Raw genomic sequence first — 18,979 nt, 5'->3', positions numbered from 1 at the left:
GGGGCCCAACCATGCAACGGCTGAAACCTGCCGCGCTTGTGCAGGCTTATCGCGATCCTGTTTCATGGCTCATTCTCGCTGTCGACCTCTTCCCGATCATTGCCCTCTTTCAGCTCGGCTGGGGCGCTGCGGCTCTGGTAATGCTGTACTGGCTCGAAAACCTTACTATCGGCGTCATCACCCTGCTTCGCATGTTGGCTGCTGCTGCCACTAACGGCGTGTCTGCGACCGTCGCGGCGCTCGCCTTCGGGGCCTTCTTTACTTTCCACTATGGAATGTTCTGCTTCGTGCACGGCATCTTCCTCATGGCTTTCGCGGAGATTTCCGGTGAAGACAGCGGAGTATTTGAAATCAGCCCGTTCGGGCTCATCCGCTATGCAATGTCGACTGGGGAGGGTGTGGGCTGGTTTCTTGGGGCTATCCTCGCGCTCCAGCTATTCCTTTTCGTGCGGGATTTCCTCTTTCGCGGCGAGTATCGCGAAACCGACCTGATCTCTGAAATGGGAAAGCCCTATGGACGGATCATCGTCTTGCACGTCGCACTGTTTGCGGGCTTTGGCCTGCTCGTCTTTCTTGGTGAGCCATTTGTCGGCGTACTTGCTCTCATTCTGCTCAGGGCGGCATGGGGCGCCGTGCAATCTGTCCAGCGCCAGCAGGAAATCACAGCCTCCGCGAATAGCAAAGTTGACGAAGCGTCACCAATCTGATCACTGCTAAAACTGTTACAGATTCAGGGGCTTTTCATGGTGGCAGCGGCGCGACCGGCACAGGGGCAGGGCAAGCGAGCAAGGACCAAGGCTGCCAACCGGCAGGCGATCCTAGAGGCAGCCCGGCAGGTATTTGCGCGGCTTGGCGCTGAGGCGACGACCGTCCGGGACATCATTCGCGAGACGGATCTCGCGGCGGGCACGTTCTACAACTACTTCAAGTCCAAGGAAGAAGTCTTCGAGGCGCTTGCGGATGAGGGCGTCCGACGCTTTCGCCCGCGCCTTGCCTCTATCCGAGAAAACGCCTCCTCTCTGCAGGCCTATCTTCTGGAAGCCTACAGCGCCTACTTCGATTTCCTGAATGAGGAGAATGAAGAGGCGCTCCGGCACGGCGCCCCTCATGCGGCGATGATCGGCGTACGCGTTGATACACCGGAGATGCAGGCCGTCTTCGAGGAAATTCGAGCCGACCTTGAACAGGTCGCGAAGTCGACAGGTCTTTCTCTCGCCGACTCGGGCTATCTGACTGCCGCAGCAATTGGTATTGCGCGTGAGGTCGGTGATCATATGCTGATGCGGCGCCCGGTCGATACACGCGGGGCAACAGAGTTTGCGACGCAGCTTTTCCTGCACGGGGCGGGGGCGCTGGCATCGAAACGCAACAGCTGAAGGTATTTCGCCAATGAGCTTGCAGGCCACGATCGCAAAATTGCTTCTAAAGCTTCCTGACAGCTTCCTCGTCAGAATGTCGGGCGGCAAGCCGGTGGAGCTTGGCGGGCGTACACTCGACCCGCGCTTCCAGTTCATGATGACCGGCGCCAAAAGACAGCCAGCAATGTCCAGCCTGTCGCCGCAGGAAGCGCGCGCTGCTTCTGCGGACGGCTTGGCCATGTTTGCAGACAAAGCGGAGCTTGGTGTCATCTGGGAAGATAGCGCGATTGCAGGCGGCGATGGTCACCAGATCCCGGTGCGCATCTACCGGCCAGATAATCAGGACGCAAATGCACCGATGATGGTGTATTACCATTTTGGCGGCGGCGTGATCGGCGACCTCGAGACCTGTCATGTGTTCTGCACAATGATCGCCAGGGCGGCGAAATGCCCGGTCCTGTCAGTCGACTACCGTCTGGCGCCAGAGCACAAATTTCCCGCAGGCCTCGAAGACTGTATCGACGCCTATGACTGGGCCTTGCGCAATGCGCGAAAATATGGCGCGCCCGCCGGCGTTGCCACGGTTGGCGGCGACAGCATGGGCGGCAATTTCTCTGCTATTGTCGCACAGGAAATGGTGCGGGAACGAAAGCCCGTGCCGCTCCTGCAGCTTCTTATCTACCCGGCGACAGATATTGATCGGGAGTTCCCATCCTATCAGACCTATGGCGAGACGTATCCGCTCGACGCTGACACGATGCGCTGGTTCATGGAGCAATATATTCCTGAGGGGCAGGACCGCGCAGACGTGCGGCTCTCACCGGCCCGGGAGGCCAATCTGGAAAAGCTGCCTCCTGCAGTCATTGCGACGGCTGGCTTTGATCCGCTCGTCGATGACGGTGCGGCGTACGCCCAGCTCCTGCGTAAGTCGGGCGTGAAGGTGGAGTATAAGTGCTATGACAGTCTGGCGCACGGGTTTACAGCCTTCACAGGCGTTGTCCCGGCTGCTCGCAAGGCATGCGCAGAGATCGCTTCGCGCGTTGCCGAAGCCTACAAAACGATTGAAATAGACGAAGACTAGACCGCAGCGCGGCAGAGCCTCATCGGTCTTTCAGCTCAGGCTGCGATCGCAGCGATGGTGAGCAGGCTGACGAAAATGAAATAGATTGTACGCATTGTTACACTTGTGTCCGAAAAGCTTTAATAAACTGTCACACTGACGGTTCTAGCGGCCTATCGTTCCAAGAGCAAATCAGGATGATTGTTGCGTACATTTCCGACATCGGGGTGAACCGGCCAGACGGTCATATCTTCTGAGGGGAAAGGGACCATCAGGTCGTCCACCTTCTCGCGAACATCCAGCCATCTGGCAAAATCCGACTGGTGCAGGATGACCGGCATCCGATGATGCACGCCTGAGGTGGCTTCGTTCGCTTCCGTGGTCAGCACCGTGAAACTGTGCAGCTCTGATCCCTCGATCAGGGCAACATCGTAAAGTCCGGCAAGACAGAAATGACGCCGGTTACGAAGTCCGATCGCAAACGGTGTCTTCGCACCTTTCCGTCCGGTCCATTCATAATACCCACTGACGGGGACGAGGCATCGGTGATGGCGGTAAGCCCCGCGGAAAACCGGCTTTTCCGCCACTGTCTCTGATTTGGCGTTGAAGGTTGTGAAGGTTTTTTCCTTCAACGGCTTCTTCCACCAGGATGGAACCAGCCCCCAGAGTGCTGGCGCAAGCTCAACATGGCCGACATGTGCGGTTCGCAGGATCGGCTGGTAGGAACCTGGCGCCGCATTGTAGGTCGCTTCGGGCGGGTCAACTTCATCCGGCGGAATGAGATTCAGCCAGGCATGGAAGTCCGACCATGTAACGCCGTGTCTAAAAAATCGCCCGCACATGTTGTCCTGTATTCATCGAGAAAGGCTAATGTCATCGAAGCGTATTGGAACGAAGTCACAAAGTGAACGTTCTCGACCAAATACCTCCTCCACAAGGCAGGGGGCAACGCTTCATGAGGAGATATCATATGAACAAGATGATGATCGGCGCAGCCGCAGCAGCATTCGTCCTGACCGCGTGCGAAGGCACCGGCCTTTCGACCAACCAGGCATACGGTGCTGGTGGCGGCGCGCTTGCAGGCGCAGCGCTCGGCACCCTCGCTGGCGGCGATGATGGCCGCAACGCTGCTATCGGTGCAGCCGTTGGCGCGCTCGCTGGTGGTGCCGTTGGCACTTATATGGACCGCCAGGAACGCGCGCTTCGTGAGCGTACGGCAAACTCACAGATCCAGGTGGAGCGTCAGGGCGACCAGATCGCACTTACAATGCCATCGAACTCCAGCGTCAATTTTGCCGTAAACAGCGCAGAACTCCAGTCCAGCGCTTATGGTCCGCTGAACGAGATTGCTGGCGTCCTTCAGGAATATCCATCGACCCGCGTCGATGTTGTTGGTCACGCAAGTGCCGACGGCCCGGACGACTATAACATGCGTCTGTCCGAGCAGCGTGCAAACACGGTCGCGAACTATTTCGTGAGCCGCGGCGTGGAAGCTGTCCGCATCTCGGCTTATGGCCGCGGCGAAACACAGCCGATCGCAAGCAACGACACGCAGGCCGGTCGCGCAGCGAACCGTCGCGTCGAGGTGCTGCTGACGCCTGTGACGACCAGCTAGTCGTCAATCCAATCGATCATACCAGAGGCCGCGGCAGAAATGCTGCGGCCTTTTTTCTGCGCGGCATTCAGGCGGCGTCGTTAAGCTCGGCTTCAAGGCCCGCCGCCATCCAGCGGCCAAATCGTTCCAGCTTTGCAGCGAACAGTCTGGATGCAGTATCTGTCGGGTCCATCGCTCTTTGCATGGCCAGGAACATGGCGTTGAAGACGATGTGAGCCCCTGCCTGCTGTGCAGCTGGCTCGGTCATCGCACCGTTGCATGAAGCGATCAGGCTTTCTGCAACCGCGGCGGCGGCAGGCTCAAGGATCTCTTCGACATAATGGACGTAAACTTCGGTGTCTGCGATTGCTTCGCGCAGGGCGAAAACGTGCCGTCTGATAAAGGGTGTGTCCGTCCCGGCGCTGCAGGCGAGTTGGATATAGCTTTCGACCGCCTCACTAACGGTCTGCGCTGGCGCCCGCATGACGTCCCGTACACCGGCGCTCGTATCGCGCATATGCTTGAAAAGGGCGATGACGACACCGCGCCGGTCCCCGAAATAGTGTCGGAGGTTGATGTCGGACACATTCGAGGCAATGGCTAGTTGACGGAGCGAAGGTTGAACAACGTCCTCCCGCTCCACATAAGCGATCATTGCGTCCAGCAATGCCAGACGTTTCTTTTCGTAGTCCTGATTTCTGACCCCAGCCGGTCTGGCCATGAAAAGTCCCCCGTCGCGTGCGTTTCTATTGGAACAATCGTCCTTAAAGGGAAATAGAGGACACTACGGACGAAGGCGTCGGGCTCGGGCGATTATTTTTTTAGGGCCTTGTAACTTAGATAGAAAAAGGCCGAGGTGATTGCCTCGGCCTTCTGCAATTTTTCTATGGTGATCGCTTATGCGGCAACCTTTGCCTTCACGCCGCCCGGTGGGAAGCGGTCGTAGAAGCCTTCACCCTTGGCAGCCATGTCCTTCAGAAGCTGTGGCACGGCGAAGCGCTCGCCATATTTGGCTTCCATCTTTTCGGCCTCTTCGACGAAAGGCTTGATGCCCCAGATGAGATCGACATAGGAGCAGCACCCGCCGGTGTAAGGCGCAAAGCCCCAGGCGAGGATGGAGCCGATGTCAGCATCGCGCGCATCCGTGATGACGCCTTCTTCGAAGCAGCGGGCAACCTCAATCGCCTGACGGATCAGGAGACGGTTGATGTAGTGCTTCTTGAGCTCTGGCGGACACTCATCGACCTTCACGTCGATGCGCATGTTCAGGTCAGGCCAGAGGCGCTCTGGCTTGCCCTTCTCATTATAGTCGTAGAAGCCCTTGCCAGCCTTGCGGCCGACGCGGCCATTGTCTTCGACGAGCCAGGCGAGGAACTGGGTCCGGTCATCGCTCTGGATGTCGACGCCCATCGCTTCGGCTGTTGCGCGGGTCACCTTAAGGGCCGTGTCGAGACCAACGGAGTCGGATACTTCCAGCGGGCCCATCGGCATACCGGACTGACGGCCGACATTCTCGATGATCGCAGGCTTGATGCCTTCTGCCAGCATTTCCATGCCTTCGCGCGTATAGGTGCCGAAACAGCGCGAGGTGTAGAAGCCGCGGCTGTCATTGACCGCGATCGGCGTCTTGCGAATTGCAAGGACATAATCGACCGCCTTGGCAAGGGTCGCCTCGGACGTCTTCTCACCGGAGATGATCTCAACCAGACCCATCCGCTCCACAGGGGAGAAGAAGTGGATGCCGATGAAGTTCTCAGGACGCTTTGATGCCTTGGCGAGACCCGTGATCGGCAGGGTAGAGGTGTTGGAGCCGAAGACAGCATCTTCGCCCAGCACAGCTTCGGCCTGCTCGGTGATCTTCGCTTTCAATTCCTGGTTCTCGAAGACGGCCTCAATGACCAGGTCTGCACCCTTCACATCGTCATAATTGTCGGTCGTCGTGATCAGGTCGAGCAGCTTGTCGCCCTTTTCCTTGGTCGACTTGCCGCGCGAGATGTCCTTCTCAACGAGACGGCGGGAATAATCCTTGCCCTTCTCGGCGTTTTCCTTGGACACATCGACGAGCACTGTCGGGATGCCGGCTTTTGCCTGAACATAGGCGACACCTGCGCCCATAAGGCCTGCGCCAATGACCGCTATCTTCTTGAATTCGGTCTTCGGATAGCCTTCCGGACGGTTGCCGCCTTTGGAGAGGGCCTGCGTCGACAGGAAGAGCGAGCGGATCATCGCCTTGGCTTCCGGGCGCGACTGGGTGTTGATGAAGTAGCGTGTCTCGATCCGAAGGCCTGCATCGATCGGCACCTGAATGCCTTCATAGACGCAGGAGAGGATGTTCTTCTGGGCCGGGAAGTTGCCATAGGTCTTGGCGTGAAGCATGGCGTTCGCCATCGTCATGACCTGACCGGCACCCGGGCTCTTGTGCGGAACGCCGCCTGGAACCTTGAAGCCTTTCTCATCCCAAGGCGCCTTGGCGGTCGGGTTTGCTTTTACCCAGGCCTTGGCTTTCTCCACGACCTCTGCACCAGGTGCGAGCTCCTGGATGACGCCCATCGCCTTGCCTTTTTCGGCGTCGAAGCTCTCGCCCTGAAGGATCAGCGGCAGGGCGGCCTGAACACCGACGAGGCGTGGCAGGCGCTGCGTGCCGCCAGCGCCCGGCAGGAGGCCGATCTTGGCTTCCGGCAGACCGAATTGCTGTTTCGGATTGTCATTGGCCGCGACACGGTAGTGACAGGCGAGCGCCACTTCGAGACCGCCGCCAAGCGCGAGGCCATTCAGCGCGCAGGCAACCGGCTTGCCGCAGGTCTCAAGCTCACGAAGCGTCTTGTTCAGTGCAAAGCCCTGATTGAAGCGCTCTTTCAGTTTCTCATCTTCGCTCTTTGCGCTGTCGTCAGCGGCGCCAGCACGATTGCCCATCTCGCCGAGGTCGGCGCCGGCGCAAAAGCCGGAAGGCTTGCCGGACGAAAGGACGAGGCCCTTGATCTGGTCGTTGCTGGAGACCTCTTTCGCAATCGCGATGATGTCCTGCACGGCCTGACCGGTCAGCGTATTCATGCTGCGGCCCGGCACGTCGAAAGCGGCGTGTGCAATGCCATCGCCGTCAATGTCGAATTTGAAGGTTTCGAGTTCCATCTTCAATCTACCTCTTAAACGCGTTCGATGATCGTGGCGGTGCCCATGCCTGCGCCAACGCACAGCGTGACGAGGGCGGTTTCCTTGTCAGAGCGCTCGAGCTCGTCGACCATGGTACCGAGCAGCATGCCGCCGGTCGCGCCAAGTGGGTGGCCGAATGCAATGGCGCCGCCATTCACGTTCATTTTCTCGTGCGGGATGCCGAGCAGATGCATCATGAGCATCGGGACCGACGCGAAAGCCTCGTTCAGCTCGTAGATGTCGATGTCGCCAACATCCATGCCAGCCTTCTTGAGCGCTTTCTGCGACACAGCGGTCGGACCGGTGAGCATGATGGCAGGCTCAGACCCGATCGAGGCCATTGACTTGATGCGTGCGCGTGGCTTGAGGCCGAGGCGTTCGCCCATTTCCTTGGAACCGAAAAGCACTGCGGATGCACCGTCAACGATACCTGAGGAGTTACCGGCATGGTGGACGTGATCAATGCTTTCCAGTTCAGGGTAGCGCTGCTTGATGATCTCATCAAAGCCCATGCCGCCCATGCCGGCAAAGGAGGGGTTGAGACCAGCGAGCGACTGCATGTCCGCCTGAGGACGCATATGCTCATCGTGATCGAGAATGATCGCGCCCATCTGATCTTTCACAGGAACGATCGACTTGGAGAACCGGCCTTCTTTCCAGGCCGATGCGGCGCGCTTCTGGGACTCGACCGCGTAAGCGTCGACATCGTCGCGGGAGAAGCCCCACTTCGTGGCAATTGTGTCAGCGCCAACGCCCTGCGGGGCGAAGTAGGACTTGATCGCGATGGACGGGTCGGACGACCAGGCACCGCCCGCTGCGCCCATGGGCACGCGGGACATGGCTTCGACGCCGCCGCCGATTGCCATGTCTGCTTCGCCGGTCATGACCTTGGATGCGGCCATGTTGCAGGCTTCAAGACCCGAAGCGCAGAAACGGTCGATCTGAACGCCCGCGGTTGTTTCAGCGTATTCAGCATTCAGCACGGCGATACGAGCAATGTCGCCGCCCTGCTCGCCGACAGGGGACACACAGCCGAGAACAACGTCATCGACATAGCTGGTGTCGAGCTCGTTGCGGTCACGGATCGCCTGGAGCGCCTGCGTGGCCAGCGAGAGCGAGGTGATTTCGTGCAGCGATCCGCTTTGCTTGCCTTTGCCGCGCGGGGTGCGCACGGCATCGTAGATATAAGCTTCAGTCATTTGGAATAAGCTCCTTTCAGGACATTCATTTATTCAGGTGTTTGGACTGGCGGTAGACGATGAGGCCGATCACGAGAGAGCCGAGGCCGAGCGCAATCGGCGCAAACCCGCTGACACCCGCGTCTGGTCGGCCAAACTCGACATACATCCCCATCAGGATCGAGATAATCCCGAGGATAATGGACGCTATGCCGAGCCAGCGTATCATTCCTGGCTTTCCTTCCTGTCCAGCCAAGCGCCGAAATTAATTAACCCAAGTACCAGGGCCATCCCGTATAGCGCCAGGTAGACAGGGGCTGCTGCGTCCTTCGGGAATTGAAAGTAAAGTCCCCCCGCCAAGTATAGCGGGACTGGAAGCACATATGAGAAGAGCAGCAATCGGCGCATCGCTTACATCGTCCGCGCGATGAGCATTTTCATGACTTCGTTCGCGCCGCCATAGATGCGCTGGACGCGCGCATCTGCATACATCTGGCCGATCGGATACTCGTCCATATAGCCATAGCCGCCGTGCAGCTGCAGGCACTCGTCGATGATCTTGCACTGCAGATCAGAGATCCAGTATTTCGACATCGACGCCGTCGCTGCATCGAGCTTGTTTTCGATCAGCAGCTGCGTGCAGTGGTCTGCGAAGACCTTGGCGACCGTCGCTTCGGTCTTGCATTCCGCCAGTTTGAACTGCGTGTTCTGGAAGTCCCAGATCGTGCCGCCAAACGCCTGACGCTGCTTTACATACGCGATTGTTTCGGCAATGGCACGCTCGATCATGCCGACGCCCTGCAGGCCGATAACGTGACGCTCCTGCGGCAGCTTCGTCATCAGCTGGACAAAGCCCTGACCTTCTTCAGGACCGAGCAGGTTGGAAGTCGGCACGCGCACATCGTTAAAGAAAAGCTCTGATGTATCGGCTGCCTTCTGCCCGATCTTTTCAAGATTGCGGCCGCGCTCGAAGCCTTCGACCTCGTCTGTCTCGACGATGATGAGCGAGATGCCCTTGCCGCCCTTGCTCGGGTCAGTCTTGGCGACTGTAACGATCAGGTTTGCCGTCTGACCGTTGGAAATGAAAGTCTTGGACCCGTTGATGACATAGTGATTGCCATCCTTCTTGGCCGTCGTCTTGACTGCCTGGAGATCAGAGCCGGTGCCCGGCTCGGTCATGGCAATCGCGGCAATGAGGTCGCCTGAAGCAAGGCGCGGTAGCCATTTCTTCTTCTGCTCTTCAGAGCCGAACGCCTCAATGTAGGGGGCGATAATGGCATTATGCAGGGTGATGCCGAAGCCATCGATGCCCTTCCACTGCTGCTGCTCAATGATCACCGCTTCATGACGGAAGTCACCGCCCGCGCCGCCATACTCTTCAGAGACAGATGCGCAAAGCAGGCCAGCTTCGCCTGCCTTCTTCCACATTTCGTGGGGCACATAGCCTTGCTTGCGCCACTCTTCGACGTGCGGTTTGCACTCGCGTTCGAAAAACTGGCCAACGGCGTCGGAGAAGATCGAGATCTCCTCATCATCGCGCCATTTTGCTGGTGGCACGTTCAGCACGTCCTGCATGAAATCTCTCCCTCAATCGCGGCTGCACCGACAAGTTGTCGTTTACGTTCACGTCAATTTTATAAAGCCCGTCCTCTTGCGGGACGAGTCCTCACGCCGCGTCAGGGCGTAACAGATTTAGCAGCCCCGAAACCCGTGCGGTGATGGGCTTCGGGGCAATGTCCTAGAACCGGTCTGCTTCGAGTGCCATCAGGGGCTCGGCACCCGTTTTCAGCTTGGCCAGATGGGCCGAGGTTTCTGGGAGGATACGGCTGATATAATACCGTCCCGTGACAAGTTTGTCGTCATAGAACGGGTCGCTGCCGCGTTTCGCCATCGCGATCTTCGCCATTTTGGCCCACATATAGCCAAGCGCCGTCAGGCCGAAGAGCTCCAGATAATTCATTGATGCGGCGCCAGCATTATTGAAGTCGCTCATGCCATTCTGCATCAGCCAGCTTGTGGCTTCCTGCAGTTCACCCTTGGCGGTGCTGAGGGCCTCAATGAACGGTTTCAGCTCTTCATCGCTCTCATTCTCGGCGATGAAGTCGTCGAGTTCGGCGAAGAAGGTGAAGATAGCACGTCCGCCATTCGCAGCCAGCTTGCGGCCGACAAGGTCCAGCGCCTGGATGCCATTTGTGCCTTCATAGATAAGGGCAATGCGAACATCGCGAACGTACTGCTCGACGCCCTGATCCTTGGTGAAACCTGTGCCGCCATGTAGCTGGAGCGCGTCGTTGCAGGCTTTCAATCCGCGATCAGTCAGGAAGGCTTTTACCACTGGCGTCATCAGCGCCATGTAGTCGCCAGCCTTCTCGCGCACTTTCTCATCCGGAGACTTGTGCAGAAGGTCTCCGTACAACGCGGTCCAGTAGCTGAACATGCGAGCGCCTTCGATAAAGGCGCGCGTATCCATCAGCATGCGGCGCACGTCAGGGTGGACGATGATCGGATCGGCAGGCTTCTCCGGTGCTTTCGGGCCGGACAGGGCGCGGCTTTGCAGGCGTTCGCGCGCGAAGTCAGCCGCATTCTGATAGGCAACCTCTGCCTGGGCGAGACCCTGCATGCCAACGCCAAGGCGCGCTTCGTTCATCATGATGAACATGGTGCGCATGCCCTTATGCTCATCGCCGACGAGCCAGCCAGTGGCCTCTTCATAGTTCATGACGCAGGTGGCGTTGCCGTGAATGCCCATTTTTTCTTCGAGGCCGCCGCAGGACACCGTGTTGCGTTCGCCAAGTGAACCGTCCTCGTTCACGAGATACTTCGGCACGACAAAGAGAGAGATGCCCTTGATGCCTTCTGGTGCGCCTTCAATGCGGGCCAGGACGAGGTGAATGATGTTCTCGGTCAGGTCCTGCTCGCCGCCAGAAATCCAGATCTTCTGCCCGGTCAGTTTGTAGGAGCCGTCGCCCTGCGGAATCGCCTTGGTTTTGATCAGGCCGAGGTCGGTGCCGCACTGCGGCTCGGTCAGGTTCATGGTACCGGCCCACTCACCGGTCGCCATCTTCGGACCATAGGTCTGCTTCTGATCGTCAGAGCCGCCCGCCATAAGCGCCTCGTAAGCGCCAGAGGTCAGGCCGGGATACATGGCGAAAGCCATGTTCGCGGCAGACATCATTTCGCTGACCGCGATCGACAGGGCATGCGGCAGGCCCTGACCGCCCATCTCGGGTCTCTTCGACAGAAGAGGCCAGCCATTTTCGACGAACTGCTTGTAAGCGTCAGGGAAACCGTCCGGCGTCTTTACCGTGGCGTTATCGGCGCGCTTGCAGCCTTGCTTGTCGCCAACACTGTTCAGTGGAAAAAGAACTTCGCTTGCGAACTTGCCGCTCGTTTCGAGGATCTGGTCGACAATGTCCGGCGTCGCATCGGCAAAGCCATCAAGATTGGAATAGTTCTGCAGGGCCAGCACATCGTGGAAGATGAATTTCATGTCCCGGATCGGCGCGTCATAGCGTGGCATTCGTGGAAGCTCTCTTCAGTCTTGAATTGCAACGTAACCGGCCCATCGCGAAGACGGGCCGGTTGCCTGGGTTGTAAGAAGTTTTACGCCCGGCCTATGCGTCGTCCAGCTGTTTGCGCGCGACGGCATCATAAGCCGCAACATTGCGGGCCTGATCGTTGGCTGGACCGATCTTGGCGAGGTCATTCTCAAGCCAGTCGATGCCCTTCTGGAGTTCGCCAAGCGCAATCTCGATATCTTCGCGCTGGTTCTCGAATTCCTTGACCTGGTTGCGGAACTTTTCGAGCGTCTTGCGCTTCTGGGCGCGCTCATTGTCGCCGAGGCCGTAGAGGTCAAGAATCTCGCGGATGTCAGCCAGCGGCAGGCCCAGACGCTTCATGCGAACGATGATCGTGACGCGGGCGCGGTCGCGATGCGAGTAAACGCGGGTCATGCCGTCCCGGGCCGGGTGCAGCATGTCCTTGTCCTCATAGAATCGAAGCGCGCGCGGCGTGATGCCGAACTCGCGTGCGAGCTCGGAAATTGAGTAGGTCCGGCTCTCGGAGATCGAAAGGGATGTAGCTGTGTCTGGCATGACTTCCTCCTGAATTTTGTTATTTACGTATACGTCAACGTTAGCCTTACCTTTGCGTCAGAGTAAAGCCCCTCCCTAGCGTCAGCCCCTGATGTCTGAATCAATCTGGCTATTCTGTTTACCATTTTAACGACCTTTTAAGACGAACCTCGGCATCCGTGGATCAATGCGGTGATCCGGCATGCGCTTTCTGCAGAAGCGCTGCCCCGGAATTGAGGAGTTCGCGTATGTCAAACTACGGGCCCTGGAGCGTGAAGGGGAGCGACGAACGCGCGCGCGAAGCCGCACGGGAAGCGGCCCGTGAAGAGGGCCTCACCATTGGCGAATACATTAACCGTATGCTCAAGATGGAAACCGATGGGCCTGGCGGGACAGTTAGCGGTTCAGGCGCGAGCTCGCGCACAGGCGATACGCCCCGCCTCGCAGCTGGCGGCGGCGATGGCGGTGGCGGCGACTATCCGGGGGCGGGCTCTGCAGGCATCGTCCGTGACCTTCTCGGCCGTCTTGAGGCCGTCGAAGCGCGATCTGCAGTCGCCCTGAGTGGAATCGACCGCTCGATCATGAGCCTCACCGAGCGCCTCGAAGACGCGCAGCGCCGCACCGACGGCCTGTCCAGCAACTACGAGACAGTGATTGAGGATATACGTTCGACCCATGATGCGCTCCGGTCGAAGCTGGAATCGCTCGAAAATGGCGGTGATGGCCGCCGCGATGTGAAAGCGCTGAAATCGCTTGAGCGTGCGCTCGGCAAACTCGCCTCTCACATTCATGAGGAAACGTCCCGCCAGAAAGACAATTCGGCTGATATGCGCAGACGTGTCGAAACTGGCCTTGAAGAGCTTGGTGGCCGCGTTTCGGGTGTTGAAGGGCGTATCGACAAGACGCTGGACGAGGCCGCCGCCCGTCTCGCGAAGAAGGTCGAGCAGGCCGAGCTGCGCACCGAAGGCGCGACGAAGCATCTGTCCGGCCGTTTCAGCGATCTTGAAACAAATGTCGCCCAGCGCCTCGCACGCCTCGACGATGTAACCAGTCGCCTTGATACCGTAGAGACGACGACCAGCAAGTCCCTCACCTCGATGGAAGGTCTGGTCGATGCCCTGCAGGCGCGTCTCGACCGCGCCGAATCGCAGACGAACGAAGCGCTCGACAAGATCGACAAGACATTCGGCACGCTTAGCGAACGCGTCAGCGCACTCGCTGACACTGCCCTGCCCGATACAGCGATGGCGCTTCGCAAGCAGTTCGAAAGCCGCTTTGAAGGTCTTTCCGAGGAACTTCGCGCCTCTATCGAGGGCACCCGCCAGAAACTCGCCAGCGAAATCGATGCGGCCACGACCAAGGCAGCGCGCCCCGAGCAAATCGATGCGCTGAAGGACTCACTCTCCAACCTTGCCGACGCGCTCGACCGCAAGGACTCCAATGCGCTCGCGGCCATCGCCACTCTGCGCCAGGACATGGAGTCGTCTGGCCGCACGTCGCGTACGTCTGTCGATGATCTCGCCAAGCGCGTCGATACCAACTGGAATGCGTCGCAAGCCGCTCTCGAAACCCTGCGCCAGCGCTTTGAAGCGAAGGATGCGGTCTCTCCGAAGGCATTCAGCGAACTGCGCGAACGCATGGAGACCAATCACGACAAGGCCGTGAGGGAGCTTGCGGAGCTTCGCGGGCAGGTCGATGCCGTCTCGCGCAATGCCGTCGCGCCGGAGACGATTGAGACGGTCCAGAAAGCTGTTAGCGCGATCCGCCAGCGCCTCGCGGCAAACGAGAAAACCTCGACGACTACGCTCTCGCGTGTGTCGGAACAGATCAGCCAGATGTCTGACCATCTGGGCAAACGCCTGCAGCAAGTCGAAGACCGCGACTACGCTGCCCAGATCGAAGCAGTGCGCGCCGACATGCACGCGCTTTCTCACGAAGTGACGCTCCAGCTTGGCAATGCCGGGGGTCAGGGCGACGCCATGATCGAAAAGATCAGCGCTGAGATGAAGCAGATGTCTGAGCAGTTCGAAGCGCGCGTCGATGAAAGCGAAAAGCGTAGCGCCAAGGCGATCGAACAAGTCGGTGAGCAAGTCTCCAGCGTTTCGCAGCGGCTGCAGGCTCGCCAGGAACGTTCCCTGCGCGATCTTGAGCAGTCCATTGAATCAGAGCGCACAGAGCAACAAAAGCGCCTGTCCGACGCGCTCAGCGGCGTGTCCGTCCGGATGGAAGAGATCCAGGAGCGCTCCGCCAATTCGCTCTCGCCGGTGCAGAAGGCAATTGCCTCACTCGCGGCAAGACTTGAGGCGTTCGAGGATGCAGCAGCGCCGCGTACCAAGGGCGCGCGCAAGGCCGACTCCCCTCGTAAAGCGGCCGACGACGATTACTTCGCCGCCTTCATGTCGCAGGATGATGAGGACGACATTGCGACAGCCCCTCCGCCGCGGACGGCGCATCATGAGGCCGCAGAGCCAACATTCGATCAGCCCTTTGACTTCGAGGAAGAAGACCGCGCCGCGCCGCCACCTGCAGCGCGCCGCGATGCGTTCGACTACGAGGCAGACCGTTCTGGCGAGACCCGCGCGAGCGATCCCTTCGCGGAATTCGAGGATTTTGACGAAGCGGACAATGAGCCTTTCACGGGTGAAGAGTTTGCCTATGAAGAAGAGCCCGCCGATCTCGATTGGGACGCGCCTCAGTCAGTCGCGCGCAGCCGGGGCGGCGGAAACGACTATCTCAGCCGCGCGCGCCAGGCCGCGCTCAGCGCAAATGACGCTGCGCCTGCAAAGGCTGCAGCGCCGAAACGCGGCCGCAAGAAGGCCGAACCGCGCGAGAAAAAGTCGGGCAAGTTCCCGCTTCTGCCGGTCGCTGCTGCCGCTGCGATCGTTGCGGTTGGAGCAGGCTTCCTCCTAGGCAAGGATATGATCCTTGGCGAAGAGCGCCCACAGATTGCGTCCAGATCGTCGGTCGCTGGTCCTCCGAATGCCGGTGTACCGTCGGCAGTCGATACTACGCAGGATGCAGGCTCGGCCTCGGAAGATGCCACTTCACCAGATGCCGATACGGCGGCGAATCCATCCGAAACCGTCAATTCGATGCAGCCTTCCGAGCGCACCGACGCCCTCGAAGGGACGCTGCCTGCAGATGGTGCTTCTGCGATCGAAAGCACCGACACCGAAGAAGAAAGCCTCGCAGGCGTCAGTGACCCTGTCGAAACCGACCCAGTAGAAGCCGCGCCAGAACCGGAACGACCCACGCTAGCAGAGGTCGCGCTGATCCCTGAAGGCCAGTCGCTTGAACAGGCCGCCGCGGGCGGTGACGCGATCGCACAATACCAGCTTGGTCAGCGCCAGCTGGAAGCAGGCGATTACACGTCGGCTCCAACCATGATCCGCCGGGCAGCCGAGCAGGGTCTCGCCGTCGCCCAATACCGTCTGGCCAAGCTGCACGAGTCCGGCCTCGGCGTCCCGCGCGACCTCGAAAAGGCTCGCGAATGGACTGAGCGCGGCGCAGCTGGCGGCAATGTCAAAGCCATGTACGACCTCGCTGTCTACTACGCCGAAGGCGAAGGCGGCCCGCAGACCTATGCAGGCGCTGCGGAGTGGTTCCGCAAGGCGGCTGAGTTCGGCGTAACTGACGGTCAGTACAATCTCGCCGTCCTTCATGAGCTCGGCCTTGGCGTCAGCGAAAACCCGGCCGAAGCGCTCTATTGGTATGCTGTCGCGGCCAATCAGGGTGATAGCGAAGCCCCGCCAAAGGTCGCCGAACTGACCAATGCTGTCGGTCAGGCGCAGGCCGCACAGATCCGCGCGCGGGCTGCAGGCTGGACGCCAACCCGTCCTAATCGTGCCGCGAACGGCATCTTCCCGCAGCAGGGCTCACAGAGCGCCGCGACGCCTCAGCAGATCGCAGCGGTCCAGAATGCGCTGGCCGCTATTGGCCATGAGCCGGGCCCGGCTGATGGCGTGCTTGGAGCCGGAACGCAGGCGGCGATCCGCAACTATGAGCGGGAAAACGGGATGAATGAGTCAGGCAGTGTTTCGCCGCAGCTTATCGAAAGCCTGAACGCCCGCATCGCTGAAGCGAAAAGCTAGGCCTTATTCAAAGGCCGGCCGTGCGCCATAGCGCAGCCGTCGCCAGATTATGTAGAGACCGAACAGTGCCGCTGCCGCGCTCAACCAGTGCGTGTCTGTGAGGTACCAGTTGTTGACGGCGATGCCTGCAATCCCCCAGCCAAGGGCAGCGAAATAGAAGAGGCTCGCGCTGATTCGGCTAGCAAAGAGCCAGGCGAGAAGGCCGGCACAGAGCAGGGCGATCCAGAGCGAAATCCAGACATGGTCGCTGGGCGCGAGGCCTGCAGCTTCCCGCCAGGTCGCCGCGAGAGAGATCGACAGAGCCGCCGTGATCCAGCCAGAGAAAAGCCCCGTCAGGAGGCAGGAATTGAGGCGCGCCAGCGTCCCATCGAAGCCGCCCATCCGGTGAAGCCGCCGCGCCGAGAGCCAGCTAAAGCCAAGGATCGGAACCAGAAGCACAAGGTCGACATACTGATTTGCGAGTGACTGGGCGCTTATCATCCAGATGACATTGCCTACTCCTGCGAACAGGAGAGGCGTGGCCAACCGGTGCTCCAGATAGCCTGGCTTCCAGAGGCTCGAGAGCGCAAAGACCAGATAGCTCAGAAAGATGAGGCCCCAGATCGAAAAAAACGGGCCGGGCGGCAGCTCAGGCGGTCTCACAGCCACATCGCCGCGCGCGCCAATCGGTTCGCCGATGCCAATTGCCGGCAACATCGGCGCTAGAAACTGCATAATGGCGACGATCAGCAAGGCGATGCCAATTTTCCGGCTCATGCCACTAGCCTTTATCCAAAAGCGGGTCTGCCGGAAGCATCTTTTCGAGCGTTTCAAGCCGGTCGGCTTCGGCGCTCGGCTTGTCCCAGCGGATTCGATTGATGCGGGGAAAGCGCATGGCAAGTCCTGATTTGTGTCGTGGACTGCGTTGAAGCCCCTCAAAGGCAACTTCCAGTACGAGGCCCTTATCCTTGTTCGCCTTTACTGATCGAACCGGTCCGAACCGGTCGATTGTGTTCTCGCGCACGAACTTGTCGAGCTGTTTCAGTTCCTCGTCCGTGAACCCGAAATAGGCTTTGCCTACGGGCGTGATCTCGTCGCCGTCGTCTCCGTCTCGCCAGACGCCGAAAGTGAAATCGGAATAGAAGCTGGACCGCCTGCCGTGCCCGCGCTGAGCATACATCATGACCGCGTCGATAAGGAACGGGTCGCGCTTCCATTTGTACCAGGGGCCCGTTGGGCGCCCGGCCTCATAGAGGCTGTCCCATCGCTTCAGCATCAGCCCTTCAATTTCTGGCGCGGGCGGCTCGTTGCGGGCCGCTTCAAGCGCCTCAAGGTTTGTCACCGGAACCAGTGGCGAGATATCGATCCGGTCGCTGGATGACTTTTCGACAAAGGCTTCTAGCCGTTTGCGACGTTCAGAAAAGGGCAGCGCCCTTAAATCCTCGTCGCCCTCAACCAGGATGTCATAGGCGCGGATCATGGCCGGGCGAGCTTCCATCTGCTTCTTCGTCACCGTCTTGCGATTGAGGCGCTGCTGCAGCTCATTAAAGGGGGCAACCTCGCCATTCGGGGCGCGGATCAGAAGCTCGCCATCGATGGCGGCTTCGAAATCCATAGCGGCGAGCACGTCCGGAAAGGTGTGAGAGATATCGTCGCCGGTGCGCGTATACATGCGCCGCACACCGCGCTCGGACACGGCCTGAACGCGGATGCCGTCATACTTCCATTCGGCCGCAAAGATGTCCGGGTCGATCATCGCCGGATCGACGGCATCCGGGTCATCTCGCTTGTCCTTGGTCACCAGTGGGTGCGCCAGCATCACCGGCCTGAACGGCGCCTCGATATCAGGAGAAGGTTTTTCCGCATTGCCGTCCAGCCAGTCGAACAGGCTCTCATAGGGCGGGGCAAGGCCGTGCCAGATCTCTTCAATCTCGGCTGGCTCTACGCCGCCCATCTCGGCAAGCGCCACTTTGGCCAGCCGCGCAGACACGCCGATGCGCAGCCCGCCGGTCACCATCTTTATCAGCGCCCAGCGTTGCGGCGGCTCCAGCATGTCCAGCCAGCCTGCAACCAGCCGCTCACCCTCTGCTCGCGTCGCGCCGAGCAGGGCCTCAATCACATCATCAATGGGTGGGATGCGATTTGCGCCGCGCGTGCCGGGCCACATCAGGCTGACGGTTTCGGCAAGGTCGCCGACATAGTCATACGACATGCGAAACAGCTCGGGATCGACCCGGTCCTCGATCAGCCTGCGGATCGATCCGCCTTTCACGCCCGGTATGTCGAGCTCGCCTGTTAGTACCGCCAGTGTCCAGCCGCGCGCCGGGTTCGGCGTCTGGCGAAAATAGTTCACCATCAGCTCGATCTTGGTGTTGCGCGACGCGGTCAGGATCAGCCGTTCAAGAAGGTCGGAAAAGGCCTGCATCGAGAAGACATAGGAGGGTCTTGCAACAATGACAGAGGCAGGTGTGACAGAGGCGCTTGCGCCTGTAGCGA

Annotated in this window: 15 protein-coding genes; 5 read left to right on the top strand and 10 right to left on the bottom strand. The window is 59.6% G+C overall.

Annotated elements, in window-relative coordinates; all coding sequences use genetic code 11:
* Positions 1-11 precede the first annotated feature (11 nt).
* The 3 genes from O4G74_RS01425 to O4G74_RS01415 are packed head-to-tail and all read left to right on the top strand — an operon-like array spanning position 12 to position 2,439.
* Positions 12-707, top strand: a complete 696-nt coding sequence (locus O4G74_RS01425) for a DUF6498-containing protein (protein ID WP_269400888.1) — start codon at positions 12-14, stop codon at positions 705-707.
* 36 nt (positions 708-743) lie between these two features.
* Positions 744-1,376: a TetR/AcrR family transcriptional regulator gene (locus tag O4G74_RS01420; protein WP_269400887.1), complete on the top strand. Its 633-nt coding sequence runs from the start codon at positions 744-746 to the stop codon at positions 1,374-1,376.
* A 13-nt stretch (positions 1,377-1,389) separates the two neighbouring features.
* Positions 1,390-2,439 (top strand): alpha/beta hydrolase, encoded by a 1,050-nt coding sequence (locus O4G74_RS01415; RefSeq protein WP_269400886.1) that lies wholly within the window; start codon positions 1,390-1,392, stop codon positions 2,437-2,439.
* 152 nt (positions 2,440-2,591) lie between these two features.
* Here O4G74_RS01415 and O4G74_RS01410 read toward each other — a convergent pair whose 3' ends face one another.
* A complete protein-coding gene (locus O4G74_RS01410) occupies positions 2,592-3,260 on the bottom strand; it encodes an SOS response-associated peptidase (protein WP_269400885.1) in 669 nt (222 codons plus the stop codon).
* Between the two features lie 128 nt (positions 3,261-3,388).
* Between O4G74_RS01410 and O4G74_RS01405 the strand changes: the two genes are divergently transcribed.
* Positions 3,389-4,033 carry an OmpA family protein gene (locus tag O4G74_RS01405; protein ID WP_182482223.1) on the top strand — a complete coding sequence of 215 codons (645 nt, stop codon included), beginning with the start codon at positions 3,389-3,391 and terminating at the stop codon, positions 4,031-4,033.
* Between the two features lie 67 nt (positions 4,034-4,100).
* On the opposite strand, the gene O4G74_RS01400 is transcribed toward O4G74_RS01405, so the two are convergent.
* The 7 genes from O4G74_RS01400 to O4G74_RS01370 all read right to left on the bottom strand — a co-directional run bounded on the left by O4G74_RS01400 (position 4,101) and on the right by O4G74_RS01370 (position 12,434).
* Positions 4,101-4,733: a hypothetical protein gene (locus O4G74_RS01400; RefSeq protein ID WP_269400884.1), complete on the bottom strand. Its 633-nt coding sequence runs from the start codon at positions 4,731-4,733 to the stop codon at positions 4,101-4,103.
* 176 nt (positions 4,734-4,909) lie between these two features.
* Positions 4,910-7,141 carry a 3-hydroxyacyl-CoA dehydrogenase NAD-binding domain-containing protein gene (locus O4G74_RS01395; protein WP_269400883.1) on the bottom strand — a complete coding sequence of 744 codons (2,232 nt, stop codon included), beginning with the start codon at positions 7,139-7,141 and terminating at the stop codon, positions 4,910-4,912.
* Between the two features lie 14 nt (positions 7,142-7,155).
* A complete protein-coding gene (locus tag O4G74_RS01390) occupies positions 7,156-8,361 on the bottom strand; it encodes an acetyl-CoA C-acetyltransferase (RefSeq protein ID WP_119379574.1) in 1,206 nt (401 codons plus the stop codon).
* A gap of 25 nt (positions 8,362-8,386) precedes the next feature.
* On the bottom strand, positions 8,387-8,569 hold the full coding sequence (locus tag O4G74_RS01385) for a hypothetical protein (RefSeq protein WP_269400882.1): 183 nt from the start codon (positions 8,567-8,569) through the stop codon (positions 8,387-8,389).
* Between the two features lie 182 nt (positions 8,570-8,751).
* A complete protein-coding gene (locus O4G74_RS01380) occupies positions 8,752-9,915 on the bottom strand; it encodes an acyl-CoA dehydrogenase family protein (RefSeq protein ID WP_269400881.1) in 1,164 nt (387 codons plus the stop codon).
* Between the two features lie 163 nt (positions 9,916-10,078).
* A complete protein-coding gene (locus O4G74_RS01375) occupies positions 10,079-11,860 on the bottom strand; it encodes an acyl-CoA dehydrogenase C-terminal domain-containing protein (protein WP_269400880.1) in 1,782 nt (593 codons plus the stop codon).
* A gap of 94 nt (positions 11,861-11,954) precedes the next feature.
* A complete protein-coding gene (locus O4G74_RS01370) occupies positions 11,955-12,434 on the bottom strand; it encodes a MerR family transcriptional regulator (RefSeq protein WP_269400879.1) in 480 nt (159 codons plus the stop codon).
* A gap of 227 nt (positions 12,435-12,661) precedes the next feature.
* Here O4G74_RS01370 and O4G74_RS01365 point away from each other — a divergent pair, with 227 nt between their 5' ends.
* A complete protein-coding gene (locus O4G74_RS01365; protein ID WP_269400878.1) occupies positions 12,662-16,504 on the top strand; it encodes a peptidoglycan-binding protein in 3,843 nt (1,280 codons plus the stop codon).
* A 3-nt stretch (positions 16,505-16,507) separates the two neighbouring features.
* On the opposite strand, the gene O4G74_RS01360 is transcribed toward O4G74_RS01365, so the two are convergent.
* Together O4G74_RS01360 and O4G74_RS01355 are read right to left on the bottom strand one after the other, a co-directional pair.
* Positions 16,508-17,260 (bottom strand): hypothetical protein, encoded by a 753-nt coding sequence (locus O4G74_RS01360; RefSeq protein WP_269400877.1) that lies wholly within the window; start codon positions 17,258-17,260, stop codon positions 16,508-16,510.
* A 4-nt stretch (positions 17,261-17,264) separates the two neighbouring features.
* Positions 17,265-18,908 carry a cisplatin damage response ATP-dependent DNA ligase gene (locus tag O4G74_RS01355; RefSeq protein ID WP_269400876.1) on the bottom strand — a complete coding sequence of 548 codons (1,644 nt, stop codon included), beginning with the start codon at positions 18,906-18,908 and terminating at the stop codon, positions 17,265-17,267.
* Positions 18,909-18,979: the final 71 nt, after the last annotated feature.

The organism is Henriciella marina (assembly GCF_027213945.1).
GTDB classification, from domain to species: Bacteria; Pseudomonadota; Alphaproteobacteria; order Caulobacterales; family Hyphomonadaceae; genus Henriciella; species Henriciella marina_A.
This window is presented reverse-complemented; position numbering and strand designations above follow the sequence as displayed.